Annotated in this window: 21 protein-coding genes; 5 read left to right on the top strand and 16 right to left on the bottom strand. The window is 56.4% G+C overall.

Going from position 1 to position 24,464, the window contains the following annotated elements; all coding sequences use genetic code 11:
* Nucleotides 1–10 precede the first annotated feature (10 nt).
* Both ACYASS_RS22635 and ACYASS_RS22630 read left to right on the top strand, forming a co-directional pair.
* Nucleotides 11–412 (top strand): OsmC family protein, encoded by a 402-nt coding sequence (locus ACYASS_RS22635; protein ID WP_463587750.1) that lies wholly within the window; start codon nt 11–13, stop codon nt 410–412.
* An 18-nt stretch (nt 413–430) separates the two neighbouring features.
* The gene (locus ACYASS_RS22630) at nt 431–1,291 is read left to right on the top strand and encodes a pirin family protein (protein WP_463587843.1); all 861 of its coding nucleotides are present in this window, start codon (nt 431–433) and stop codon (nt 1,289–1,291) included.
* Between the two features lie 100 nt (nt 1,292–1,391).
* Here ACYASS_RS22630 and ACYASS_RS22625 read toward each other — a convergent pair whose 3' ends face one another.
* On the bottom strand, nt 1,392–2,123 hold the full coding sequence (locus tag ACYASS_RS22625; protein WP_463587749.1) for a dienelactone hydrolase family protein: 732 nt from the start codon (nt 2,121–2,123) through the stop codon (nt 1,392–1,394).
* Between the two features lie 84 nt (nt 2,124–2,207).
* Nucleotides 2,208–4,112: a molecular chaperone HtpG gene (gene htpG, locus ACYASS_RS22620; RefSeq protein ID WP_463587748.1), complete on the bottom strand. Its 1,905-nt coding sequence runs from the start codon at nt 4,110–4,112 to the stop codon at nt 2,208–2,210.
* A 587-nt stretch (nt 4,113–4,699) separates the two neighbouring features.
* Between htpG and ACYASS_RS22615 the strand changes: the two genes are divergently transcribed.
* The gene (locus tag ACYASS_RS22615; RefSeq protein ID WP_463587747.1) at nt 4,700–4,957 is read left to right on the top strand and encodes a hypothetical protein; all 258 of its coding nucleotides are present in this window, start codon (nt 4,700–4,702) and stop codon (nt 4,955–4,957) included.
* Nucleotides 4,958–5,079: 122 nt separating this feature from the next.
* On the opposite strand, the gene brnQ is transcribed toward ACYASS_RS22615, so the two are convergent.
* Nucleotides 5,080–6,393 carry a branched-chain amino acid transport system II carrier protein gene (gene brnQ / locus ACYASS_RS22610; RefSeq protein WP_463587746.1) on the bottom strand — a complete coding sequence of 438 codons (1,314 nt, stop codon included), beginning with the start codon at nt 6,391–6,393 and terminating at the stop codon, nt 5,080–5,082.
* A 751-nt stretch (nt 6,394–7,144) separates the two neighbouring features.
* Here brnQ and ACYASS_RS22605 point away from each other — a divergent pair.
* Nucleotides 7,145–7,714: a GNAT family N-acetyltransferase gene (locus ACYASS_RS22605; protein WP_231667110.1), complete on the top strand. Its 570-nt coding sequence runs from the start codon at nt 7,145–7,147 to the stop codon at nt 7,712–7,714.
* A 91-nt stretch (nt 7,715–7,805) separates the two neighbouring features.
* On the opposite strand, the gene sucD is transcribed toward ACYASS_RS22605, so the two are convergent.
* The 9 genes from sucD to sdhC form a co-directional block, all read right to left on the bottom strand.
* The gene (gene sucD, locus ACYASS_RS22600; protein WP_027900900.1) at nt 7,806–8,690 is read right to left on the bottom strand and encodes a succinate--CoA ligase subunit alpha; all 885 of its coding nucleotides are present in this window, start codon (nt 8,688–8,690) and stop codon (nt 7,806–7,808) included.
* The gene (gene sucC, locus ACYASS_RS22595; RefSeq protein ID WP_032629164.1) at nt 8,690–9,856 is read right to left on the bottom strand and encodes an ADP-forming succinate--CoA ligase subunit beta; all 1,167 of its coding nucleotides are present in this window, start codon (nt 9,854–9,856) and stop codon (nt 8,690–8,692) included. Before sucC ends, sucD begins: the two co-directional genes overlap by 1 nt.
* A 188-nt stretch (nt 9,857–10,044) precedes the next feature.
* Entirely contained in the window at nt 10,045–11,481 is a 1,437-nt protein-coding gene (gene lpdA, locus ACYASS_RS22590) for a dihydrolipoyl dehydrogenase (RefSeq protein ID WP_087274181.1), read from the bottom strand.
* Nucleotides 11,482–11,654: 173 nt separating this feature from the next.
* A complete protein-coding gene (odhB, locus tag ACYASS_RS22585; RefSeq protein ID WP_463587745.1) occupies nt 11,655–12,896 on the bottom strand; it encodes a 2-oxoglutarate dehydrogenase complex dihydrolipoyllysine-residue succinyltransferase in 1,242 nt (413 codons plus the stop codon).
* Nucleotides 12,897–12,937: 41 nt separating this feature from the next.
* Nucleotides 12,938–15,769, bottom strand: coding sequence for a 2-oxoglutarate dehydrogenase E1 component (locus tag ACYASS_RS22580; RefSeq protein ID WP_122666539.1), 2,832 nt, complete (start codon nt 15,767–15,769; stop codon nt 12,938–12,940).
* A gap of 260 nt (nt 15,770–16,029) precedes the next feature.
* Complete coding sequence (locus tag ACYASS_RS22575) at nt 16,030–16,734, bottom strand: succinate dehydrogenase iron-sulfur subunit (protein WP_122666538.1); 705 nt, start codon at nt 16,732–16,734, stop codon at nt 16,030–16,032.
* A gap of 11 nt (nt 16,735–16,745) precedes the next feature.
* Complete coding sequence (sdhA, locus tag ACYASS_RS22570; RefSeq protein WP_122666537.1) at nt 16,746–18,518, bottom strand: succinate dehydrogenase flavoprotein subunit; 1,773 nt, start codon at nt 18,516–18,518, stop codon at nt 16,746–16,748.
* A gap of 3 nt (nt 18,519–18,521) precedes the next feature.
* Entirely contained in the window at nt 18,522–18,890 is a 369-nt protein-coding gene (gene sdhD, locus ACYASS_RS22565; RefSeq protein WP_463587842.1) for a succinate dehydrogenase, hydrophobic membrane anchor protein, read from the bottom strand.
* Nucleotides 18,884–19,258: a succinate dehydrogenase, cytochrome b556 subunit gene (gene sdhC / locus ACYASS_RS22560; RefSeq protein WP_122666536.1), complete on the bottom strand. Its 375-nt coding sequence runs from the start codon at nt 19,256–19,258 to the stop codon at nt 18,884–18,886. The genes sdhD and sdhC overlap by 7 nt, the downstream gene beginning before the upstream one ends.
* A gap of 361 nt (nt 19,259–19,619) precedes the next feature.
* Here sdhC and gltA point away from each other — a divergent pair, with 361 nt between their 5' ends.
* Complete coding sequence (gltA, locus tag ACYASS_RS22555; protein ID WP_122666535.1) at nt 19,620–20,909, top strand: citrate synthase; 1,290 nt, start codon at nt 19,620–19,622, stop codon at nt 20,907–20,909.
* Between the two features lie 273 nt (nt 20,910–21,182).
* On the opposite strand, the gene ACYASS_RS22550 is transcribed toward gltA, so the two are convergent.
* The 4 genes from ACYASS_RS22550 to ACYASS_RS22535 form a co-directional block, all read right to left on the bottom strand.
* On the bottom strand, nt 21,183–21,788 hold the full coding sequence (locus ACYASS_RS22550) for an START domain-containing protein (RefSeq protein WP_463587744.1): 606 nt from the start codon (nt 21,786–21,788) through the stop codon (nt 21,183–21,185).
* A 57-nt stretch (nt 21,789–21,845) separates the two neighbouring features.
* A complete protein-coding gene (locus ACYASS_RS22545) occupies nt 21,846–22,103 on the bottom strand; it encodes a YkgJ family cysteine cluster protein (RefSeq protein WP_122666533.1) in 258 nt (85 codons plus the stop codon).
* A gap of 72 nt (nt 22,104–22,175) precedes the next feature.
* The gene (locus ACYASS_RS22540; RefSeq protein WP_463587743.1) at nt 22,176–22,805 is read right to left on the bottom strand and encodes a translation initiation factor 2; all 630 of its coding nucleotides are present in this window, start codon (nt 22,803–22,805) and stop codon (nt 22,176–22,178) included.
* A 114-nt stretch (nt 22,806–22,919) separates the two neighbouring features.
* Nucleotides 22,920–24,359, bottom strand: a complete 1,440-nt coding sequence (locus ACYASS_RS22535) for an aminotransferase-like domain-containing protein (RefSeq protein ID WP_122666531.1) — start codon at nt 24,357–24,359, stop codon at nt 22,920–22,922.
* Nucleotides 24,360–24,464: the final 105 nt, after the last annotated feature.

The following is a 24,464-nucleotide window of genomic DNA, read 5'->3' as shown; positions in this document are numbered from 1 at the left end:
CGAGGCCTTCATGTCCGTCATCGTCAGCACCCTGGCCCTACAAGGCTTTCGGCACAAAGTCAGCATCAACGCCGAGCATGAGCTGTACACCGATTTGCCTGTCTCACTTGGCGGCGAAAATTCCGCGCCCTCCCCTCATGATTATTTCGATGCCGCGCTGGCCACCTGCAAGACGCTGACGGTCAAGCTGTACGCCAGCCAGCATGACATTCCACTGACAGGCATCAGCGTCAGTGTCTCTCACGACGACAGTGAAGAGCGCCAGGGCCAATATCGCCTCAACGTACAGCTAACTCTTGAGGGCGACCTCAGCGACCAGCAGCGCACCTTGCTGCACCGCATCGCCGATCGTTGTCCGGTCCATAAATTGATGACCAGCGCCGAAATCAGTATCCAGACAACTTTGGCCTGAACCATCAAGAATACCGAGATAACCACGATGCTTATCATCAAACCCCGCGCCGAAGACGTAGAGGGCCAGCCCATCCTGCGCCCACTGCCCTCGGCAAAATGTCGCAATGTCGGTCCGTTCGTGTTTTTCGACCACATGCTCGAAACCGACTATGCGCCGGGCAAAGGCATCGACATACGCCAGCATCCGCACATAGGCCTGTCGACCCTCACCTATCTGTTTGAAGGCCGTCTATTGCATCGAGACAGCCTGGGCAGCGATCAGATGGTGAACCCGGGTGAAGTGAGCTGGATGACGTCAGGAGCCGCCATCGCTCATATCGAGCGTACGCCAGAAGATTTGTTAGCCAGCGGCTCGCGCATGCACGGCCTGCAGGTATGGATCGCGTCGCCTAAAAGCCATGAGCAAGGAAAAGGCCACTACAGCCACCACCCGGCTAGCAACCTGCCACTCAGTGACAACCTCGGCATTCAGATTCGCATGATTGCGGGGAGCGGCTTCTGTCTGAAGTCGCCGGTACCGGTCCTGTCGCCGACGGTTTACGCCGAATTACACCTGCAAACCGCAACCACACTGTTGATCCCGACCGAACATGAAGAGCGGGCGCTGTATGTGCTCGACGGCGAAGCTTCAGTGGACGGCGAAGCGGTGGAACCCAGGACGCTGGTCGTACTTGAGCCCGGGAAAGAAGTGGCTTTGTGTGCAGAAAGCGAATGCCACGCTGTGCTGATCGGCGGCGCACCGCTGGATGGCCCTCGGCGCATGAACTGGAATTTCGTCGCCAGTGACCCTGCGCTGATCGAACAGGCCCGGACCCGCTGGGCAGCCGGGAATTGGCCGACAGTGCCCGGGGAGATTGGCAGGATCGAACTGCCATAAAGCACGGTAGGAGCGAACTTGTTCGCGAGGTTGGGCCTGCGCATTCAGGAACATCGCCTCGCGAACAAGTTCGCTCCCACCGTTATTCACGCCTCGCGTGTTAGCCCTTGAACACTTCATCCAGCAGGTTGTGCATCGACACGAACGCCCGTTTCGCGGTCTTTTCGTCGTACTGCATCATGCCCGGCGTTTGTGCGTGAGGGTCGGTGAACGAATGCACTGCCCCGCCATAGCTCAGCAACTGCCAGTCAACGCCTGCCGCATTCATTTCAGCTTCAAAGGCTGGCAGTTGCTCTTTAGGCACCAACGGATCCGAAGCGCCGTGCAGCACCAGCACCGAACCCTTGATGTTTTTCGCATCAGCCGGGTTTGGCGTGTCCAGCGTGCCGTGGAACGATACGGCAGCTTTCAGGTTCGCGCCGGTGCGTGCCAACTCCAGAGAACAGCAACCGCCGAAGCAGAAACCGAAAGTGGCGACTTTGTCGGCATCAACCGGTGCGTCAGTCTGGGCCAGCAATTGATCCAGAGCAGCCTGCATACGCTTGCGCAACAACCCACGATCGTCCTTGAGCGGCATCATCGCTGCGCCAGCCTGATCATTGTTCTGCGGCCGAGTGCTCTGGCCATAGAGGTCAGCCAGAAACACGACATAGCCCTGCTCTGCCACCGCCTGTGCGATTTTCTCGGCGCCTTCGGTGACACCCATCCAGTTTGGGGCCATCAACAGACCAGGACGTGAAGACGCGTCACCCGAGTCAAAAACCAGACGGCTCTCGTAAGGCTGGCCGTCAATCTGGTACACCACTGAACGCACAGTAACGTTGCTGCTCATCGTTGACTCCTCAAGTAATGAAAGACAAATGGGTAGAGCACAATCAGAAAACCCGCCGAAGCGGGTTTTCTTTGACTCGGAATATTAAACCGACAACTCGACCAATAACTTGTTCAGACGGCGCACGTAAGCCGCCGGATCCTTCAAGCTATCACCTGCCGCCAGCGCAGCCTGATCGAACAGGATGTGCGACAGATCGCCAAAGCGCTCTTCGCTTTGCTCGGCGTCCAGCTTGCCGATCAGTGGATGCGCCGGGTTGAATTCGAAGATCGGCTTGGAGTCCGGTACCTTCTGGCCGCTGGCTTCAAGAATCTGCCGCATCTGCAGGCCCAGGTCAGCCTCGCCGATAGCAAGGATCGCCGGGGAATCAGTCAGACGGTGAGAAACCCGCACTTCGCTGACGGAGTCGCCCAGAGCCGTTTTCAAACGCTCGATGAGACCTTCTTTGTCCTTGGCGATTTCTTCCTGAGCCTTCTTGTCCTCTTCGGAATCAAGCTTGCCCAGGTCCAGATCACCACGTGCCACATCAACAAAACCCTTGCCATCGAAGTCGCTGAGGTAGCTCATCAGCCACTCATCGATACGGTCGGTCAGCAGCAGCACTTCGATGCCTTTCTTGCGGAAGACTTCCAGGTGCGGGCTGCTCTTGACCTGCGCGTAGGTTTCACCGGTGAGGTAGTAAATCTTGTCCTGACCTTCCTTGGCGCGAGCCAGGTATTCAGCCAGAGCAACGGTTTGCTCGCCGCCTTCTTCATGAGTCGAAGCGAAGCGCAGCAAACCTGCGATTTTTTCCTTGTTGGCGAAATCTTCTGCCGGGCCTTCTTTCATGACCTGGCCGAAGTTCTTCCAGAACCCTTTGTATTGCTCAGGCTCGTTTTTCGCCAGTTTCTCCAGCATGTCGAGCACACGCTTGGTCAGCGCCGACTTCATCGAATCGATGATCGGGTCTTTCTGCAGAATTTCACGCGAAACGTTCAGGGACAGGTCGTTGGAATCGACCACGCCTTTGACAAAGCGCATGTACAGTGGCAGGAACGACTCAGCCTGGTCCATGACGAATACACGCTGGACGTAGAGCTTCAGGCCGCGAGGAGCTTCACGCTGATACAGATCGAATGGAGCGCGGGCAGGCACGTACAACAGCGAGGTGTACTCCAGCTTGCCTTCAACCTTGTTATGGCTCCAGCTCAGCGGGTTTTCGAAATCGTGGGCGACGTGCTTGTAGAACTCCTGGTATTCCTCGTCTTTCACTTCAGTACGAGGACGGGTCCAGAGGGCACTGGCGCGGTTGACGGTTTCCCATTCAACAGCCGGAACCTCTTCGCCTTCGGCAGCGGCCGATTCTTTTGGCAGCTCGATCGGCAAAGCGATGTGATCAGAGTATTTCTTGATGATGTTGCGCAAACGGTAGCCGTCAGCGAACTCATCCTCACCACTTTTCAGGTGCAGGACGATGCGGGTACCGCGCTCGGCTTTCTCGACAGTGGCGACTTCGAACTCGCCCTCGCCTTTGGAAGACCAGTGCACGCCTTCGCTGGCAGATGTACCTGCGCGACGGCTGAATACTTCAACCTGATCGGCAACGATGAATGCAGAATAGAAGCCAACACCGAACTGGCCGATCAGGTGCGAATCTTTTTTCTGATCGCCAGACAGGTTCTTCATGAAATCGGCTGTACCGGACTTGGCGATGGTACCCAGGTGGGTGATCACATCGTCCCGGTTCATACCGATGCCGTTGTCTTCCAGCGTGACGGTTTTCGCTTCCTTGTCGAAGCTCACGCGAATTTTCAGCTCAGCGCCGCCTTCGAGCAGGTCCGGCTTGGACAGTGCTTCAAAGCGCAGTTTATCGACGGCGTCAGAGGCGTTAGAGATCAACTCGCGAAGGAAGATTTCCTTGTTGGAATACAGCGAGTGGATCATGAGGTGCAGCAGCTGCTTTACCTCGGTCTGGAAGCCCAGGGTTTCCTTTTGAGTTTCCACACTCATGGTCATCAAACTCCAATCAGATGGCATAAGCCGCCAGCTACAAGCCAAAACCTGTGTCTGGCGGCGGGTTGTCATCAAAGTGGGGGCTGGGTCTCGGATTTCAAGGGCTTACCTGATTCCATCGACAAATCGTCAATTTTTAAATGCGCTCGCACCGCGATAATCAGCTCTGCAGCGAGGGGAAGCAGCGATCGCAACATGCGTCATCCGCATCGATGTCGAGCGCGCTCACAGGAAGGACAGGTGCGCACTTGCTACGAACACGCACAACGCCAGCCCACCTACGATTTTCTCGGAATAAGGCAGCGCCCGCGTGATGCCAGTTGCGTACACACTGATCAATTGCAATACAGATATCTGACAGCGACCAATCCAGAAAGGAAAACGCTCACACGCTCAAACACGGGGCTTTCACTGGTCAGACTGACAACCTCTTTTATATTTTTAGCAAAAGTTAACGTGACACCGCACAGCCCCCGTAATTGTGCGCCCGGCATACACATTCAGTTCGCAAAAAAAAGAGTTGGAACTTAATTTAACGCCCAAGGCTCTTAGGCTCGTAGATATTCAATAAGGAGAAACATCCCATGCGCAATACTTTAGCTTATGCCTTGATCCTCTCTGCCACCTTGGGCCTTGCCGCGTGCGACAAGAAATCCGAGAACACTCAACAAGATGCGAACAAAGCAGCTCAACAGTCTCAGGAGTCCATGCAAAAGGCTCAAGACAAAGTGAATGACGCTGCGAAAGAAAGCCAGGAAGCTGCACAGAAGAATGCCGAAGCGGACGCACAGCGCGCCCAGGAAGCTGGCAAGACGACTCAAGATCCAGCGACTACCAAGTAAGCCGAAAAGTTTCCCCGACTTTTCAGATAATAAAGCCCGCTATAAGCGGGCTTTATTAGTTGCGAGTTTAATAGCCTCGCCTACCGACACTTTCCAGTGCGTTTATGGCAAGGCCTTAACTATCAGGCCAGTGCCTCGCTACGCTTGCCGATAACCCGATCGCACACAAACGCTACACACAGAACAATCACTGCCGGTATAAGCCACGCCAGCCCTTGCTCGCTCAGAGGCAAATTGCTCAAGGCGTGAGGCAAGTAATCGGTGAACCCGGCGCCTTTGATCGCGTCAATCAGGCCGAACACAAACGCCACCAGCATCACTGGCGCAACGATACGGCCTTGGGAATACCAGAAGCTTTTGCAAAAGCTCAGCGCGACCAGGACGATGCAGGGCGGGTAGATCGCCGTCAGTACCGGGATCGAGAACAGAATCAGTTTGGTCAGGCCCAGATTGGAGACCAGCAACGAGAACGCTGCGAGGATCACCACGAGGGTTTTGTACGACAACGGCAGCACCTTGGCGAAATACTCGGCACAAGCACACGTCAGACCTACCGCAGTGACCAGACAAGCCAACGAAATCAATACCGCGAGGAAACCGCTGCCCAGCGAGCCGAAGGTATGTTGCACGTAGGCATGCAACACCGCCGCACCATTACTCGCCCCTGCCGCGACAGCATGACTGCCAGAGCCGAGACGGAACAGGCTGATATACACCAGCGCCAGCCCAACACCGGCAATCAGACCGGCAATGATCGCGTAGCGAGTGATAAGACGCGGCGACTCGACGCCTCGGGAGCGAATGGCGTTGACGATGACAATGCCGAACACCAGCGCACCCAGTGTGTCCATGGTCAGGTAGCCATTGATGAAACCCTGGGAAAATGGCGCGGCAGTATAAGCAGGCTCTGCCACTCCGATATCCCCGGCTGGCAGTACGAATGCCGCAACACCCAGCACGGCCAGTGCGAGGATTTTAAGCGGCGCCAGGAAGCGTCCGACGGTGTCCAGCAAGCGTCCCGGGTAGAACGAAACCCAGAGGACGATCAGGAAATACACCAGGCTGTAGAGAAACAGCGCTGTCGGGCTATCCCCCGTTAGCGGCGCAAGACCGACTTCGAAGGACACGGTTGCTGTGCGTGGTGTGGCAAACAGCGGGCCTACGGCCAGATAACACACTGCCGCGAGGATACTGCCCGCGATTTTGCCGATTGGGCTGCTGAGCGCATCCATTGCGCCACCGACCCTGGCCAGGGCAATGACGGTAACGACCGGGAGACCTACTGCGGTGACCAGAAAGCCCAAGGCTGCCATCCACACATGCGGACCCGCCTGCAGACCTACAATTGGCGGGAAGATGATATTGCCAGCCCCTACGAACAGGGCAAACGTCATGAAACCCAGTGCCAGGATGTCCTGACCTTTCAACACTTTCATTGAGAAAACCACACTTCAGAATCGGAATTGGAGGGCGACTTCCCGTTGAGTGGGGGAAATTCATGCCGGTCCTTTTAGGACGAGCCGCTGTGCAACGGTTCCTTGTGGGACCCGCGATGCACAAAATGGCGGCTAGCCTAACCAATTTGCGTGTTTATTGCACTAATAGAGGGCGAAGCGGCCGATGAACGCACGGTTGGGGGTCGATGTGTCGACATCAATTTCCATGTCGGGATTTTGTGTACATATCCGTTGTAGCGTTATGGCTGATATTGGTTGCGCCCTCACGGCGCCTCACTTTTGTTCCGGAAGCCGGCCCAGCCAAAAGTAAGCAAAACGCTCTTGCCCCACCACTGGGTACCTCGCTGGCGCTCGGCATACCCGTAATCCGGCATCCCTGCCGGTTTGCCCCACGCAGCAATGTCGAATTCCGGCCGGCATGGTTTAACGGGGCGCCTAAGATCAAAATCAAAACCAGAGCAGAGCAGATCAAAAGCAAAGCGAATGCAGCGCTAATACCCCGAACCGGTAGGAGCGAACTTGTTCGCGAGGCGTCAGCACAGCCAACGCTTTTCGTCATCCGACAAACCGCATCGCAGCCTTCGGCAGCTCCTACAGGAAAGCATCCTGCTCCATTGTCGTAAAAACCTTCACCGGGTGCGCTAATCATGAATTTTTTCGGATTTGCCTGACAGACAGGTTGGTTGCCCCCCCACTAAAGTGCCCGCCCCCATACTTCAAGATCACTTCTATGCCCTGCCCTGACACTCGACTGCTGACGCCAGCTCTATGCACCGCTCGCCTGCTGCTACGCCCTTTGCAGCTGGAAGATGCCGACGCCTTGCAAGCGTCCTTTGCTCACTGGGAGGTCGTCCGCTATCTCACTCACCACGTGCCATGGCCATACCCAGAAGGCGAAACCTTGCGCTACCTGCGAGAGGACGCGCTACCCGCCATGAATGCAGGCGAAGAATGGCATTGGACTTTGCGATTACGCAGCGAACCTGAACAGTTGATTGGTGCGGCATGTTTGATGGATGAGGCTGAAAACAACCGTGGCTTCTGGCTCGCCAAACCTTATCAAGGGCAAGGCCTTATGTCGGAAGCATGCGCTGCCCTGAACAGGTTCTGGTTTCTGGAATTGGGGCGCCCCACCATGCGCGCAGCTAAAGCTGCCTTGAATGTAGCGTCCTGCAGACTTTCTCATAGGGAAGGGATGCGTTTGATCGAACGTCATGAGGAGCTGTTCGTCTGCGGCAAAGCCGAGGAGCAAATTTGGGAGATAACCAGAGAAGAATGGTTTGCCAGGAACGCCCCATGAGCGTCCGACCGTATCAAAACGTGCAGGTGAAACGCACAAAGGCCACCCGAAGGTGGCCTTTGTGTAGTCGGTCAATCAAATAAGCAGATGCTTATTTTTTGACTTCCCAACCCGTCAGCTCAGCCAAAGCCTTGCCGATGTCTGCCAGCGAACGCACGGTTTTAACACCTGCGTCTTGCAGCGCAGCGAATTTCTCGTCTGCAGTGCCTTTGCCGCCAGAGATGATTGCGCCAGCATGGCCCATGCGCTTGCCCGGAGGAGCAGTCACACCAGCGATGTAGGAAACAACCGGCTTGGTCACGTGTGCCTTGATGTAGGCAGCCGCTTCTTCTTCAGCCGAACCGCCGATCTCACCGATCATCACGATCGCTTCGGTCTTCGGGTCTTCCTGGAACAGCTTCAGGATGTCGATGAAGTTGGAGCCAGGGATCGGGTCACCACCGATACCTACACAGGTCGACTGACCGAAACCGGCGTCAGTAGTCTGCTTCACAGCTTCGTAAGTCAGGGTGCCGGAACGCGACACGATGCCTACTTTGCCTGGCAAGTGAATGTGACCTGGCATGATGCCGATCTTGCACTCGCCCGGAGTGATAACGCCTGGGCAGTTAGGGCCGATCAGGACCACGCCCAGCTCGTCGCACTTGACCTTGGCTTCCAGCATGTCGATGGTCGGGATGCCTTCGGTGATGCAGACGATCAGCTTGATGCCGCCGAACGCTGCTTCAAGGATGGAATCCTTGCAGAAAGGAGCTGGAACGTAGATTACGCTGGCGGTAGCGCCAGTTTTGTCTACAGCTTCTTGCACAGTGTTGAACACTGGCAGGTTCAGGTGCGTGGTGCCGCCTTTACCTGGAGTCACGCCGCCAACCATTTTGGTGCCGTAGGCAATGGCTTGTTCGGAGTGGAAAGTACCCTGCGAACCGGTGAAGCCCTGGCAGATTACTTTGGTGTCTTTATTGATCAGGACGCTCATTACTTGCCCTCCGCAGCTTTGACAACTTGTTGAGCAGCGTCGGTCAGGCTGGTAGCAGCGATGATGTTCAAACCGCTTTCTGCCAGTACTTTAGCGCCCAGTTCAGCGTTGTTACCTTCAAGGCGAACAACAACCGGGATTTTCACGCCGACTTCTTTCACTGCACCGATGATGCCTTCGGCAATCATGTCGCAACGAACGATGCCGCCGAAGATGTTGACCAGTACTGCTGCGACGTTGGTGTCGGACAGAATAATCTTGAACGCTTCGGTAACGCGTTCCTTGGTTGCACCACCGCCTACGTCGAGGAAGTTGGCTGGCTTGCCGCCATGCAGGTTGACGATGTCCATGGTACCCATGGCCAGGCCAGCACCGTTGACCATGCAACCGATGTTACCTTCCAGTGCCACGTAGTTCAGTTCGAACTTGGCAGCGTGAGCTTCGCGCGGATCATCTTGCGATGGATCGTGGAAAGCCTTCAGCTTTGGCTGACGGTACATGGCGTTGGCGTCGATGTTGATCTTGGCGTCGAGGCAGTGCAGATCACCGTCAGCCTTGATAACCAGCGGGTTTACTTCCAGCAGAGCCAGGTCGTGGTCCTGGAACAGCTTGGCCAGACCGGTGAAGATCTTGGCGAACTGGGAAACCTGCTTGCCTTCCAGACCTAGCTGGAATGCCAGATCGCGACCCTGGAATGGCTGAGCGCCAACCAGTGGATCGATCGTGGCTTTGAGGATTTTCTCAGGAGTGTCGTGAGCGATCTTCTCGATGTCCACGCCACCTTCGGTGGAAGCCATGAACACGATGCGACGGCTCGAACGATCCACTACCGCGCCGAGATACAGCTCTTTAGCGATGTCGGTGCAGGACTCAACCAGGATCTTGGTCACTGGCTGACCGTTGGCGTCAGTCTGGTAAGTCACCAGACGCTTGCCCAACCATTGCTGGGCGAACGCTGCAGCGTCTTCTTTGCTGCGAACCAGCTTTACGCCGCCCGCTTTACCGCGACCACCAGCGTGAACCTGGGCTTTGACAACCCATTCAGTCCCGCCAATTTTATCGCAAGCTTCTGCTGCTGCTTCCGGGGTGTCTACTGCGTAGCCTTTGGATACTGGCAGGCCGTACTCAGCGAACAGCTGCTTACCCTGATACTCGTGAAGATTCATGCTTATTACCGTCTTCGTTAGGTACTGCGCATTCGGTGCTGCACGTCTGGCGTGCCGCACCACCTGTGACCGCTACTCCGAGCAATCCCTTCAGGAAAAGTCCGGAGGTCGAGTCCGGCGGACATTCCGCGGTGAGTCTTGCTCGCAAGGCTCACGACGGGCAGTCCGTCGTGGTTTCTCTTGTTGTCTTAACGCTTTTTGCGGTTCTGGATGTGAATGGCACCGCCATTCACGGCCAGAGCAGCTTCATGCAATGCTTCGGACAGCGTCGGATGGGAGAAGACCATCATGCCGATGTCTTCGGCACTGCTGCCGAATTCCATCGCGATCGCGCCCTGCTGTACCAGCTCGGCAGCGCTAGGACCAATAACGTGAACACCCAGTACACGGTCAGTCTTGGCATCGGCAATGATCTTGACGAAGCCGCCCGTGTCGTTGGCTGCCATGGCACGGCCACTGGCTGCGAACGGGAAGGTGCCAACGTTAACTTCAACGCCTTCAGTCTTCAAGGTCTGCTCGGTTTTACCAACCCATGCGATTTCCGGGTGGGTGTAGATAACCGAAGGGATCAGATTGTAGTTCATCTGAGCCTTGTGGCCTTTGATGCGTTCGACAACCATGATGCCTTCTTCAGAAGCCTTGTGGGCCAGCATCAGACCACGAACCACGTCGCCGATCGCGTAAACGCCCGGAACGCTGGTGGTGCAGTAGTCATCAACGTAGATGAAACCACGCTCATCCAGGTCCACGCCGCTGTCAGCGGCCAGCAGATCAGTTGTTACCGGACGACGACCAACGGCTACGATCAGACGGTCGAAAGTGATCGACTGCTCGCCCGCTGCGTCGGTGTAGCTGACTACAACTTCTTCGCCTTCGACTTTCGAACCGGTGACGCGAGCGCCCAGTTTGATGTCCAGGCCTTGCTTGGTGAAGGTTTTCAGCGCTTCCTTGGAAACTGCTTCGTCAGCAGCCGGGATGAACTTGTCCAGTGCTTCCAGGACAGTCACCTGAGCGCCAAGACGAGCCCATACCGAACCCAGCTCCAGACCAATTACGCCAGCGCCGATCACGCCCAGACGCTTCGGAACCTGTTGGAATTCCAGAGCACCCGTCGAGTCAACGATGACTTTCTGGTCAACCGGAGCCGGTGGAATGTCGATCGGGCGCGAGCCGGAAGCCAGGATTACGTGATCAGCTTCGATGACTTCAACGGTGCCATCAGCAGCGGTCAGCTCGACTTTCTTGCCAGCCAGCAGCTTGCCGTGGCCTTGCAGAGTAGTCACGCCGTTAGCCTTGAACAGGCTGGCAACGCCACCGGTCAGGCCTTTGACGATGTTGGCCTTGCGACCAACCATGGCCGGCACGTCCATGCTGACTTCGGAAGTCGAAATACCATGGATCGAGAAGCCATTTTTGGCTTCGTAGAACTTCCAGGAGCTGTCCAGCAGCGCCTTGGACGGAATGCAACCCACGTTCAGGCAAGTACCGCCGAGGGCCAGCTTGCCCTCCTTATCCTGATACTTCTCGATGCAGGCAGTCTTGAGACCAAGTTGCGCAGCCTTGATGGCGGCAACATAACCGCCAGGGCCTGCGCCAATCACTACCACGTCGAATTTCTGGGACATAACAAAGAGTTCCTCTTTAGCTGCGAGCTTTAAGCTACAAGCTGCAAGCTGGCCTGTGATGTATTACAGACGAGCGTTGCAACCTGTTCATTAGGATGTAGCGACGACCAAAGCTTCAGCGCCAGACTGCTTTTACTTGCAGTTTGACGCTTGCGGCTTGCAGCTGTCGTGAATCAGATATCCAGCAGCAGACGAGCTGGATCTTCCAGCAGGTTCTTGATGGTCACCAGGAACGTCACAGCTTCTTTACCATCGATCAGACGGTGATCGTAAGACAGCGCCAGGTACATCATCGGACGAATCACAACCTGACCGTTGACCGCCATCGGGCGCTGGATGATGTTGTGCATGCCCAGAATGGCCGCTTGTGGCGGGTTGACGATCGGCGTCGACATCATCGAACCGAAAGTACCACCGTTAGTGATGGTGAAGGTACCACCGGTCATTTCGTCGATGGACAGTTTGCCGTCACGGGCTTTCTTGCCGAAGGTAGCGATGCCGCCTTCGATTTCAGCCAGGCTCATCTGCTCTGCGTTACGCAGAACCGGAACTACCAGACCACGGTCGCTGGAGACAGCAACACCCACGTCAGCGTAGCCGTGGTAAACGATGTCGGAACCGTCGATCGATGCGTTGACTGCCGGGAAGCGTTTCAGCGCTTCGGTGGTCGCCTTGACGAAGAACGACATGAAGCCCAGGCGTACGCCGTTGTTGGACTTCTCGAACAGGTCCTTGTACTTCGAACGCAGCGCCATGACTTCAGTCATGTCGACTTCGTTGAAAGTGGTCAGCATCGCCATGTTCGACTGAGCTTCAACCAGACGCTTGGCAACGGTGGCCCGTACGCGAGTCATCGGTACGCGCTTCTCGGTGCGGTCGCCAGTAGCAACAACTGGAGCAGCAGCGGCAGCTGGCTTGGCAGCCGGAGCAGCGGCAGGCGCGGATTTTTTGGCTTCAACAGCAGCAACCACGTCTTCCTTGGTCACGCGGCCATCTTTACCAGTGCCTTTGACGCTGGCCAGGTTGATGCCATTCTCTTCAGCCAGTTTGCGAGCAGCAGGAGCAGCAACCGAATCTTCGTCGCCAGCAGCAGCTGGAGCAGCGGCCGGGGCAGCAGCTTGAGCCGGTGCAGCGGCAGGAGCGGCAGCGGCTGCAGCAGGAGCAGCCGACGCAGTAGCGCCACCGTCCAGAGTTGCGATCAGTTCGTTGGAGAGGACGATTTCGCCCTCGCCTTTCACGATCGATGCCAGTACGCCGTCAGCTTCGGCCAGTACTTCGAGGACAACTTTGTCCGTCTCGATGTCAACCAGCAGCTCGTCACGTTTTACCGCTTCGCCCGGCTGTTTGTGCCACTTGGAAATGGTGCCGTCGGCAACTGATTCCGGGAAAGAGGGGGCTTTGATCTCGATAGCCATTATCTGTAATTCCTTAATTCGGTTTCTAATGCGCGAAGGCGTTAAACAGTGAAGGCATCTTGCAGCAGTTTTTCCTGCTGCTCGGCGTGCATCGAAGCGTAACCACATGCAGGCGCTGCCGAGGCGTCACGACCGGCATACTCGAGGACGAGGTTGCGGTTGTGATTGCCAACGCTGCGACGCAGGTGATGCTGACTGCTGTACCACGCACCCTGGTTCATCGGCTCTTCCTGACACCACACTACATTCTGCAGGTTGGTGTAAGGCGCAATCGCCTCCATCAGGTCGTCTTCCGGGAACGGATACAGCTGCTCGATACGCACGATGGCGATATCTTCGCGGCCTTCGGCACGGCGTTTTTCCAGCAGGTCGTAGTAAACCTTACCGCCGCACAGCACCAGACGGGTCACCTTGGCGGCATCGAGGGTGTCGATTTCCGGGATGACAGTCTGGAACGAACCTTCGGCGAGATCTTCAAGGGTCGAAACAGCCAGCTTGTGACGCAGCAACGATTTCGGTGTCAGCACGATCAGCGGCTTACGCAGCGGACGGATAACCTGACGGCGCAGCAAGTGGTAGATCTGAGCTGGCGTAGTCGGTACGCACACCTGAATGTTGTGCTCGGCACAACCCTGCAAGTAACGCTCAAGACGTGCCGACGAGTGCTCTGGCCCCTGCCCTTCATAACCGTGAGGCAGCAACATGGTCAGACCGCACAGACGGCCCCACTTGTGCTCGCCGCTGGTGATGAACTGGTCGATAACCACTTGCGCACCGTTGGCGAAGTCGCCGAACTGGGCTTCCCAGATAACCAGGGCATCTGGCTGAGTGGTCGAATAGCCGTATTCGAACGCCAGCACGGCTTCTTCCGAAAGGAAGGAGTCATACAGATCGAAACGTGGCTGACCGGCATACAGATTCTGCAACGGGATGTAAGTCCCGGCGTCTTTCTGATTGTGCAACACAGCGTGACGGTGCGAGAAGGTACCGCGGCCGATGTCCTGACCCGTCATGCGGATCGGGTGACCTTCAAACGCCAGCGTCGCGTACGCCATGGTCTCAGCGTAACCCCAGTTGATCGGCAGGCCACCGGCTTGCATCTTCTGGCGGTCTTCGTAGATTTTCTGCACCTGACGCTGAACCACGAAACCTTCTGGCAGCTCCATCAGCTTGGCTGACAGTTCCTGCAAGGTTTTTAGATCAAAGCGGGTGTCGTGACGCGCAGTCCAGGCGTGGCCCAGATATGGACGCCAGTCCACGAACAGCTCTTTGTTTGGCTCTTTGACCAGACTTTTCACAACATGCAGACCGTTGTCCAGCGCGTTGCGGTAGTCGTCGATCTTGGCCTGTACGCGAGCATCATCCAGAACGCCGGCCTTGATCAGGCTCTCGGCATACAGTTCACGCGTGGTGCGCTGTTTGGTGATCTGCTGGTACATCAATGGCTGAGTGCCGCTTGGCTCATCCGCTTCGTTGTGACCACGGCGACGGTAGCAGACCAGATCGATCACCACGTCACGCTTGAACTGCATGCGGTAGTCGATAGCCAACTGGGTCACGAACACAACGGCTTCAGGGTCATCGCCATTTACATGGAGAATTGGCGCCTGAATCATCTTGGCAACGTCGGTGGCGTACTCGGTGGAGCGCGAGTCCAGCGGGTTGCTGATGGTGAAGCCAACCTGGTTGTTGATGACGATATGGATGGTGCCGCCCGTCTTGAAGCCGCGAGTCTGCGACATCTGGAAGGTTTCCATGACCACGCCCTGCCCTGCGAAAGCAGCATCACCGTGGAGGGAAATTGGCAGAACCTTGTCACCATTCGGATCGTTACGACGATCCTGACGAGCACGAACCGAACCTTCAACCACCGGAGAGACGATCTCCAGGTGAGACGGGTTGAACGCCATGGCGAGGTGGACTTCGCCGCCGGCAGTCATTACGTTCGAAGAGAAGCCCTGGTGATATTTAACGTCACCGGACCCCAGCTCGACTTTTTTCTTGCCTTCAAACTCGTCGAACAGCTCGCGCGGGTTCTTGCCGAAGGTGTTGACCAGAACGTTAAGGCGGCCGCGGTGAGCCATGCCGATAACGATTTCCTTGGTGCCATACGAACCGGAACGCTGGATCAACTCGTCCAGCATCGGAATCAGGCTTTCGCCACCTTCCAGACCGAAGCGCTTGGTGCCTGGGTATTTAGTGCCCAGGTACTTTTCAAGGCCCTCTGCCGCGGTAACGCGCTCGAGCAAGTGGCTCTGGATTTCGGCGGAGAACACGGGACGGCCGCGCACGCTTTCAAGACGCTGCATGAACCAGTTGCGCTGCTCGGAATCCACGATGTGCGTGAACTCGGCGCCGATGGTGCGGCAATATGTCTTATGTAGCGCGTCCTGAATTTCGCGTAGGCTCGCTTCCTCTTTGCCGATGAACAAGTCTCCGGCACGGAAAGTGGTATCCAGGTCAGCGTTGGTCAACCCATAGTGATTGATCGACAGGTCAGCTGGCGCCGTACGCTGCCACAGCCCCAGCGGGTCGAGCTGGGCCGCCTGATGGCCGCGCATACGGTAAGCCTGGATGAGCCGCAACACTTCGACCTGCTTCTTTTCATGCTCGCTGCTCACGCTCCCGGCGGATACCGGTTGAGCGCGGCGCTGGTTTTTGGCCAGCAACACGAAATGATCGCGAATCGTCGAGTGCGATACATCGGTGGCAGAGTTGCCGTCAGCGGGCAACTTCTGAAAGTAGGTGCGCCATTCCTCTGGCACAGCGTTAGGGTCGTGCAGGTAGAGCTCATAGAGCTCTTCCACATAGGCAGCGTTACCACCGGAAAGGTGGGCACTGTTCCACATGCGCTGCATCACGCTTTCTTGCATGCTTGGTCACCCTCGGTAAGGGGACACCACCGGCGAAGACACCACAGCAAACCTGAGATAGTCATGTGCAGCGACTGTATCAAGTCACCTAGGATCACGCAGATAGTCCGGGTACCAGCCCGGATGCCCCTGCTGGTCTCATTTCTTCAAAATAAGAGCCGCAGCATTATTTGCTGCTGCTCAGGTTAAAACTACGGCGCCGGTTGAAGCCTGCGCCGCAGCGGTTACGGGTATTACGGCATTACGGTGTAACAGTCAAATCAGACGCCGTTTTGCAGGAGCATGTTGCGCACGTGACCGATAGCCTTGGTTGGGTTAAGGCCCTTCGGACAGACGTTTACGCAGTTCATGATCCCGCGGCAGCGGAATACGCTGAACGGGTCATCAAGCGAAGCCAGACGTTCGGCGGTCTTGTTGTCACGGCTGTCAGCCAGGAAACGGTAGGCTTGCAGCAGTGCAGCTGGACCGAGGAACTTGTCCGGGTTCCACCAGAACGACGGGCAGGAAGTCGAGCAGCAAGCACACAGAATGCACTCGTACAGACCATCCAGCTTCTCACGCTCTTCAGGACTCTGAAGACGTTCGATGGCCGGAGCCGGGGTATCGTTCAACAGATATGGCTTAACCTTCTCGTACTGCTTGTAGAAGATGCTCATATCAACAACCAGGTCACGTATTACAGGCAAACCAGGCAGCGGACGCACCACCAGCTTGTTGCCCTTGACCACAGCGGACAGCGGCGTGATGCACGCCAGGCCGTTCTTGCCGTTGATATTCATACCGTCTGAGCCACAAACACCTTCGCGGCACGAACGACGGTAAGAGAAGCCTTCATCCTGCTCCTTGATCAGCGCCAATACATCCAGCACCATCAAGTCTTTGCCACCGGTATCAACGTCGAACACCTGGGTTTTAGGCGCAGAGTCGCTGTCGGGGTTGTAGCGATAAACTTCGACTTTCAACATAGCGGCCACCTTTAGTAAGTCCGAATTTTCGGTTCAAACGCCGGTACTGTCTTCGGCGCAAAGTTGACTGCACGTTTGGCAACCCGCTTCTCGCCCGGGAAGTACAGGGTGTGGCACAGCCAGTTTTCATCGTCACGATCTTCATAGTCTTCGCGAGCATGAGCACCGCGAGACTCTTTACGCACTTCCGCAGCAACCGCAGTGGCTTCAGCGACTTCCAGCAGGTTCTGCAACTCAAGCGCTTCGATACGCGCAGTGTTGAAGCCCTGGGACTTGTCGTTGATCTTCACGTTGGCAATACGAACGCGCAGGTCCGCCAGTTGGGCGATACCTTTCTGCATGTATTCGCCGGTACGGAACACGCCGAAATAGTTCTGCATGCAGCTTTGCAGCTCGCGACGCAGAGTGGCAACGTCCTCACCTTCGGTACGCTCGTTGAGGCCATTGAGTCGGCTCAGCGCGGCATCGATATCGGTATCGCTTGCGTCAGCGTATTCAATGCCTTCGGTCAGCACTTTCTCCAGGTGCAGGCCGGCAGCACGACCAAATACCACGAGGTCGAGCAGCGAGTTACCACCCAGACGGTTGGCACCGTGCACAGACACGCATGCCACTTCACCTACCGCGAACAAGCCAGGCAGGATCTGATCGTTGCCGTCAGCATCCTGAGTCATGGCCTGACCATGAATATTGGTAGCAACACCACCCATCATGTAGTGGCAGGTAGGTACAACAGGCACCGGAGCAACAACCGGATCGACGTGTGCAAATGTCTTCGACAGCTCACAGATACCTGGCAGACGGCTGTGCAGCACTTCTTCGCCCAGGTGATCGAGCTTGAGCATCACGTGGTCGCCATCTGGACCGCAACCGTTGCCGGCAATGATCTCTTTAACCATCGAGCGAGCCACAACGTCACGACCAGCAAGGTCCTTGGCGTTCGGCGCGTAGCGCTCCATGAAACGCTCGCCGTGCTTGTTGATCAGGTATCCGCCTTCACCGCGGCAACCTTCAGTGACCAGTACACCTGCCCCGGCGATGCCGGTAGGGTGGAACTGCCACATTTCGATGTCCTGAACAGGAACACCGGCACGCAGTGCCATGCCGACACCGTCGCCGGTATTGATCAGGGCATTGGTGGTAGAGGAATAGATACGGCCAGCACCGCCGGTCGCCAATACAGTCGCCTTGGCGCGGATGTACATGGTTTCGCCGGTTTCGATGCAGATCGCGATCACACCTACGAACGCGCCATCCTGGTTCTTCACCAGATCAACCGCGTAATACTCGTTCAGAAAGGTGGTACCTGCTTTCAGGTTGCCCTGATACAGGGTGTGCAACAGTGCGTGACCGGTACGGTCGGATGCAGCGCACGTACGTGCAGCCTGACCGCCCTTGCCGAAATCCTTGGACTGACCACCAAACGGACGCTGGTAGATACGGCCCTGCTCGGTACGCGAGAACGGCATACCCATGTGGTCCAGCTCATAGACCGCAGCCGGACCTTCCTGACACATGTATTCGATAGCGTCCTGGTCACCGATGTAGTCGGAACCCTTGACGGTATCGTACATGTGCCAGCGCCAGTCATCGTTTGGATCGGCAGAAGCGATTGCGCAGGTGATACCACCCTGAGCCGAAACAGTGTGCGAGCGAGTCGGGAAAACCTTGGTGACTACGGCGGTCTTGTGGCCGCCCTGAGCCAGCTGCAAGGCAGCGCGCATGCCTGCACCGCCGCCACCAATAATGATGGCGTCGAATGAAAGTGTATTTATGTTAGCCATGAATCAGATACCCCAAAGAATCTGCACACCCCAGACGAAGTACGCGAACATCGCAACGCCGCAGACAGCCTGGAAAAGGAAACGCACAACTGTCGCCGACTTGCCCAGCGCCATCGGCGTCAGGTAGTCAGTTGCGATGGTCCACATGCCGACCCAGGCGTGAGCGCCCAGAGCAACGAGGGCCAACAGGCTGAAGATGCGCATTGCAGTGTGGGAGAACAGGCCGTACCACTGGGCATAGTCGATGCCCGGATGCGCGACCAGATATCCGATCAGGAAAATGAAATAAGCCGCGAGCACGACCGCAGATACGCGCTGCGCCATCCAGTCATAGAGGCCCGAACGCGACAGGTTAGTGACGTTGGTTACCATATCCATACTCCCGCCAGAACGATTACCACCACGGATACGGCGATAACGATTTTGGAGCCCAGCTTGCCGCCTTCCAGCGTCTCGCCGATGCCCGCATCCATGATCAGGTGGCGGATACCCGCTACCAGGTGATAAAGCAAGGCGGACAGGAGAGCCCAAATCACAAGCTTGGCCAGCGGGCTGGTCAGACACGCTTTCACCTCACCGAAGCCTTCCTCGGAACTCAGCGACTTGTCCAATGCGTAAAGCATGATGACGAGGCCGACAAAGAGAATGACTCCGGAGACACGGTGAAGAATGGACGTGTAAGCAGTGACTGGGAGTTTGATGGTCCTTAGGTCTAGGTTTACAGGTCGTTGGCTTTTCACGGCTTTATTTCACACTGAAGAGCCCCTAACAATCAGGGCAAATTATTGGGAAGTGCACTGGTCAGGTACCCACCACCCAGGGAGTGACGACCTCCGGTATACAGGCCCTAAAGCCCCTGGCGGTCGGACGCCGAGTATAGACAGTTAGGTCACTAATGACAACGCAGAGAAGCCCTTCAAATAGGTGATTGCGCTGGCCGGATAAAAAGCGTAAGTGACAGAATGTCGCAGGGCAAATCAAGCCTGAAAGCCTTCTGGAACACGACTTTAGGCAAATTGACTTTAGATTTTATCTAACTATAGTGGTGCGGGCCCTGCGTGGGGGGCCGTCTGATGATTTGAAGCATAAATAGGAGGCCACATGGCTGATAATAAAGCGCAGTTGATCATCGAGGGCGCAGCCCCCGTCGAGCTGCCCATTCTGACCGGCACCGTAGGCCCCGACGTTATCGACGTACGTGGTCTCACAGCCACCGGCCGCTTCACATTCGACCCAGGCTTCATGTCGACCGCCTCTTGCGAGTCGAAGATCACCTACATTGATGGTGACAACGGGATCCTGCTGCATCGCGGCTATCCGATCGAGCAACTGGCCGAGCAATCGGACTACCTGGAAACCTGCTACTTGCTGCTGAACGGCGAACTGCCAACCGCCGAGCAGAAAGCCCAGTTCGTTGTTGTCGTGAAAAACCACACCATGGTTCACGAACAACTCAAGACATTCTTCAACGGCTTCCGCCGCGACGCCCACCCGATGGCGGTGATGTGCGGCGTGGTCGGCGCACTTTCCGCGTTTTATCACGACTCTCTGGACATCAATAATCCACAGCACCGTGAAATCTCGGCAATCCGCCTGGTCGCCAAAATGCCGACTCTGGCAGCAATGGTTTACAAGTACTCCATGGGCCAACCCATGATGTACCCACGCAACGACCTGAGCTACGCCGAGAACTTCCTGCACATGATGTTCAACACACCGTGCGAGATCAAACCGATCAGCCCGGTGCTGGCCAAGGCCATGGACAAGATTTTCATCCTGCACGCCGACCACGAGCAAAACGCCTCGACGTCTACCGTGAGGATGGCAGGCTCCTCGGGTGCCAACCCGTTCGCCTGTATCGCTGCCGGTATCGCCGCACTCTGGGGCCCAGCCCACGGCGGTGCGAACGAAGCCGTGTTGTCCATGCTTGATGAAATTGGCGACGTGTCGAACATCGACAAGTTCATCGCCAAGGCCAAGGACAAGAACGATCCGTTCAAGCTGATGGGCTTCGGTCACCGGGTTTACAAGAACCGCGACCCGCGCGCCACGGTAATGAAACAGACCTGCGACGAGGTTCTCAAGGAGCTGGGCATCACCAATGACCCGCAACTTGAGCTGGCCATGCGCCTCGAAGAGATCGCGCTGACCGATCCTTACTTCATCGAACGCTCGCTGTACCCGAACGTTGACTTCTATTCGGGCATCATCCTCAAGGCGATCGGTATTCCAACCAGCATGTTCACCGTGATCTTCGCCCTGGCGCGGACCGTCGGCTGGATCTCGCACTGGAAAGAAATGCTCTCCAGCCCGTACAAGATTGGCCGTCCACGCCAGCTGTACACCGGCTACGTGGCCCGCGATATCGTGCCACTGGAAGAGCGCAAGTAAGCTTCACGCTACAACTGAAAAGGGCTGCCATTGGCAGCCCTTTTTTGTGTCTGAAGAATATGGCACTTGTTGATTATCCATTCCCCGCAGAAGATCGCTCTGCGCCCTGACACAGCGCTGTCGCGAAGCAGACATTGGACCTGTGAGTGAGCTTGCTCGCGATAGCGTCAGGCCAGACGATAACTCTCAACAGTTCGACCGCTATCGCGAGCAAGCTCACCCCTACAAAAAGCATCCAACTTCAGTGGGTTATTTTATGTTTGATCAGAGACCCTACTTCTCAGCCCTTTCCTTCAACGCCTTCAACGTATTAAACGGCGCATCCACCACGAACTTATTGGCCAGCCAGGAGGGCACGCTACCGCCCGGCTCGGTATGCACCTGATAAGTCACTTGAGTCTTGTCCGGGCCTTGGGGTACGAATTTCCAGAAGCCGTCGACCTGAGACACCCGCACAAAGCCTTTCTCTTCGGGAATGTACTTGGGCACTTCCTGGAGTTTACGGGTCAGGCTACCGTCGGTGCCCTCTTCCGTCGTCACCAGCAGCACTGAATCACGCGGGGTTACGGGCCACGGCGTGTTGATCTGGGTATAGGTCCATGCCTGATTGCCTTCGTGCTTGAGCATCTTTTGCGATTTGCACTCATGAATCCACGCACAGGCGCCCGCCACATCCTCCTGCAGGCCGCGCAGTTTCGCGACGCTGGCATTGATCACCGTTTCGCCGCGATAGGCCTTGTACTGAGAACCTGGCACCTCACTGAGCGAGACCTTGATCCCTTCCTCATTCTTCGCGACTTTCCAGTCATCCGCGTGAACACCCGCAGACATAACCACCGTCAAACCACAGACAACAGCCATTCGATGCAGCGAACTCATTCTTGTATTCCTTATTGTTTGAAGTTCCAGCGAATCAATTCTGTCGCTCAGCAAGGGTTACGCTACCGCCGTCGCCTCCTCCCACCAGGTAATAAGACGAATCGCATCCGCCTGATCCACCCCACAAACATCCTGCGCCGCCATGAACTGACTGCACACAGCAGGCCGCTCGGGCTGGCCAAAGATCGCACATAGCATGTCCAGCGAGAGATGCAGGCAACGCTCACCCGCAGGCTTGCCATCAGGCATGCCGGGGATCGGGGAAGTGATAGAAGGCGCGATGCAGCAAGCACCACAACCTGAGCGGCAGTCCATGACCAGCACCCTGACAGATAATTTAGAAGTGACGATAGTACCCGCTGAAACGCACGTTTGAAATGGCCAGCACTACTGCCTGAACTTGAAGTCCAGGGCAGCACCCTCCACATCGCGCCGACTCTCGTTACGCATCTGCAACTCCATTTCGTTGCTGAGAATACGTCCATTGAGCTCAAAGGGGTCGTTACCCGAAGCACGCTTGTCACCAAACATCGGCGGCAATAAAGGTTTGCGAGGTTTAGCCTTGGTCGTTCCAGCGGGCTGCAACTCTTCAGCCAGCTCAGGTGGCAGGCTCAAATCGAGCTTGGCATTGTTGAGACTGGTGTCTTTGAGCGTTTTTTTACTTTCGGCCACTGACTTGCGGGTTACCGCGTCGCGCTTTTTCTCGGCCGCTGTTTTGGCCACAGGCGCCTTGACTGCATCTGCCTTGTTCGCTCTGCTGGCGGGCGCTGCGTCGCCTTTGGCTGTCACCGGAACCACTGAAACATTGGGCGCCAAATCATGCACGGGCGCCCTGACAGGCTCAGGAGCAGACTCAGCAACAGGCTTGGTCGGCACGGCAGCGGGATGGCTGGCATCCGGCTTCACCGGAGACTGAGCCTCTGCGGAAACCTTAGGCTTGGGCGCAACATTCTCCTGAGCATCACAGGCACCCAGAAGAACGACAATCGACAGTGCGATACAGCGAAAAACATTCATAAGGCAGAAATGGCAAAGGCAGAGAACACATGCTCGCCTGTTGCACGTCCAATAACAAGACAGAGATTCAACCCACAGATCGACGCTATTTCTGCAGGACCTACATAGCTGACCTCAGTAGAGGTCAACCGTTTCCTGGCATAACTGCTTGGCAAGCATTCCGAGCGTCATCAGCGCCCGCTCTGCCTCACGATTCCATGGAATGCCACAGTTCAGGCGGATGCAGTGATTGAACTGTTCTGTATTGCTGAAGATAAGTCCCGGTGCAATGCTGATGCCCTGCTCCAAAGCTCGGATATGCAGTTCCTGGGTATTGACTCGCCCAGGCAAGCTGACCCACAGAATGAAGCCACCCAGAGGTCGGCTCATTTGCGTTCCTTCAGGGAAGTACTGCTGTACAGCGAGCTGAAATGCGCTGAGATTTTTTCGGTATTCCACGCGGATGAACCGCAGATGCCGATCATAACCCCCATTTTCCAGATAGGCAGCAACACCCATCTGAGTGACGCTGCACGCCGAATGGGTGCTGAATATTTGCAGACGCTGAATTTCGGCCTGATATTTGCCCGCAATCATCCAGCCGATACGCACACCCGGCGACAAGGTTTTTGAGAAGCTGGAGCAGTAAATAACGCGGCCTAGCCGGTCAAACGCTTTCAATGCCTTGGCTCGCCCCTGCTCAAACATCAGCTCGCCATAGATGTCATCCTCAACCACCTGGATGTCGAAATCGGAGACCAGACGCAGCAAGTGCTTCTGACGCTCTTCGGGCATGGTGCTACCTAGCGGATTGCTCAGCCGTGAGGTGAGCACCAATGCCTTGATAGACCATTGGTTGGCCGCCAACTGTAATGCCTCAAGACTGATGCCGGTTTGCGGATCACTGGGAATCTCAATGACTTTGAGGCCTAACAGGTCAGCCAACTGGAGCAACCCGTAGTAACTTGGCGATTCTGCAGCAATCAGGTCACCCGGCCTCGTCACCACACGCAGCGCCATCTGCAAGGCATCGACGCAACCATGGGTGATGACCACGTCGGCCGGATCAACCACCACGCCTGCATCACGCATGCGAATCGCGACCTGACGACGAAGCGGCTCAAATCCCGGGCTGAACATGTAACTGAAGGCCCGCGGGCTCTGGAAGCGCGTCACCTTGGCGATCTGCTGATGCAGGGCGCGCACCGGAAGGTAGTCAACGTGAGGCACTGCGGCGCCCAGGGGGAATACACCCTCTCGGCGCGACTCCATCAAAACCTGCTGAATGATACTGCTGCGCGTCACCAGCCCGGGCCTTTCAACCCTGGCAATATCGGGCGTAGGCGCCGTTAAAGCCGGTGTCTGGTGCACGTAATAACCGGACTGGGGGCGCGCCCGGATCAAGCCCTGATCTTCCAGATTCGCATAGGCCTGCAAGACGGTCGCATGACTGACATTGAGCTGAGAGCTCATCTTGCGCACGGAAGGCACACGCTCGCCGGGCTGATAAACACCACGGCGAATATCTTCAGCCAGTTGCTGAGCGATTTTTTGGTAGAGCAGAAGGTTGGTCATGACGCAGCCTCTAGAACCGCTGGCGACTTGCTTTTGTAAGGAAAGAGTCGTTTTGTCACCAGAACAGTTGTGAAGTGTACTGGGACAGTTTCCCGAACGGCTAGC

This window comes from Pseudomonas sp. HP_14, assembly GCF_055283875.1.
Note: the sequence above shows the minus strand (reverse complement) of the source record. Positions and strands in the feature narration are given on the sequence as shown.

What these genes read in the sequence shown, in the direction of transcription:
- ACYASS_RS22635 (WP_463587750.1), top strand. Translation starts at nt 11, where the DNA reads ATGTCCGTCATCGTCAGCACCCTGGCCCTACAAGGCTTTCGGCACAAA.
- ACYASS_RS22625 (WP_463587749.1), bottom strand. Translation starts at nt 2,123, where the DNA reads ATGAGCAGCAACGTTACTGTGCGTTCAGTGGTGTACCAGATTGACGGC.
- htpG (WP_463587748.1), bottom strand. Translation starts at nt 4,112, where the DNA reads ATGAGTGTGGAAACTCAAAAGGAAACCCTGGGCTTCCAGACCGAGGTA.
- ACYASS_RS22615 (WP_463587747.1), top strand. Translation starts at nt 4,700, where the DNA reads ATGCGCAATACTTTAGCTTATGCCTTGATCCTCTCTGCCACCTTGGGC.
- brnQ (WP_463587746.1), bottom strand. Translation starts at nt 6,393, where the DNA reads ATGAAAGTGTTGAAAGGTCAGGACATCCTGGCACTGGGTTTCATGACG.
- ACYASS_RS22605 (WP_231667110.1), top strand. Translation starts at nt 7,145, where the DNA reads ATGCCCTGCCCTGACACTCGACTGCTGACGCCAGCTCTATGCACCGCT.
- sucD (WP_027900900.1), bottom strand. Translation starts at nt 8,690, where the DNA reads ATGAGCGTCCTGATCAATAAAGACACCAAAGTAATCTGCCAGGGCTTC.
- sucC (WP_032629164.1), bottom strand. Translation starts at nt 9,856, where the DNA reads ATGAATCTTCACGAGTATCAGGGTAAGCAGCTGTTCGCTGAGTACGGC.
- lpdA (WP_087274181.1), bottom strand. Translation starts at nt 11,481, where the DNA reads ATGTCCCAGAAATTCGACGTGGTAGTGATTGGCGCAGGCCCTGGCGGT.
- odhB (WP_463587745.1), bottom strand. Translation starts at nt 12,896, where the DNA reads ATGGCTATCGAGATCAAAGCCCCCTCTTTCCCGGAATCAGTTGCCGAC.
- ACYASS_RS22580 (WP_122666539.1), bottom strand. Translation starts at nt 15,769, where the DNA reads ATGCAAGAAAGCGTGATGCAGCGCATGTGGAACAGTGCCCACCTTTCC.
- ACYASS_RS22575 (WP_122666538.1), bottom strand. Translation starts at nt 16,734, where the DNA reads ATGTTGAAAGTCGAAGTTTATCGCTACAACCCCGACAGCGACTCTGCG.
- sdhA (WP_122666537.1), bottom strand. Translation starts at nt 18,518, where the DNA reads ATGGCTAACATAAATACACTTTCATTCGACGCCATCATTATTGGTGGC.
- sdhD (WP_463587842.1), bottom strand. Translation starts at nt 18,890, where the DNA reads ATGGTAACCAACGTCACTAACCTGTCGCGTTCGGGCCTCTATGACTGG.
- gltA (WP_122666535.1), top strand. Translation starts at nt 19,620, where the DNA reads ATGGCTGATAATAAAGCGCAGTTGATCATCGAGGGCGCAGCCCCCGTC.
- ACYASS_RS22550 (WP_463587744.1), bottom strand. Translation starts at nt 21,788, where the DNA reads ATGAGTTCGCTGCATCGAATGGCTGTTGTCTGTGGTTTGACGGTGGTT.
- ACYASS_RS22545 (WP_122666533.1), bottom strand. Translation starts at nt 22,103, where the DNA reads ATGGACTGCCGCTCAGGTTGTGGTGCTTGCTGCATCGCGCCTTCTATC.
- ACYASS_RS22540 (WP_463587743.1), bottom strand. Translation starts at nt 22,805, where the DNA reads ATGAATGTTTTTCGCTGTATCGCACTGTCGATTGTCGTTCTTCTGGGT.
- ACYASS_RS22535 (WP_122666531.1), bottom strand. Translation starts at nt 24,359, where the DNA reads ATGACCAACCTTCTGCTCTACCAAAAAATCGCTCAGCAACTGGCTGAA.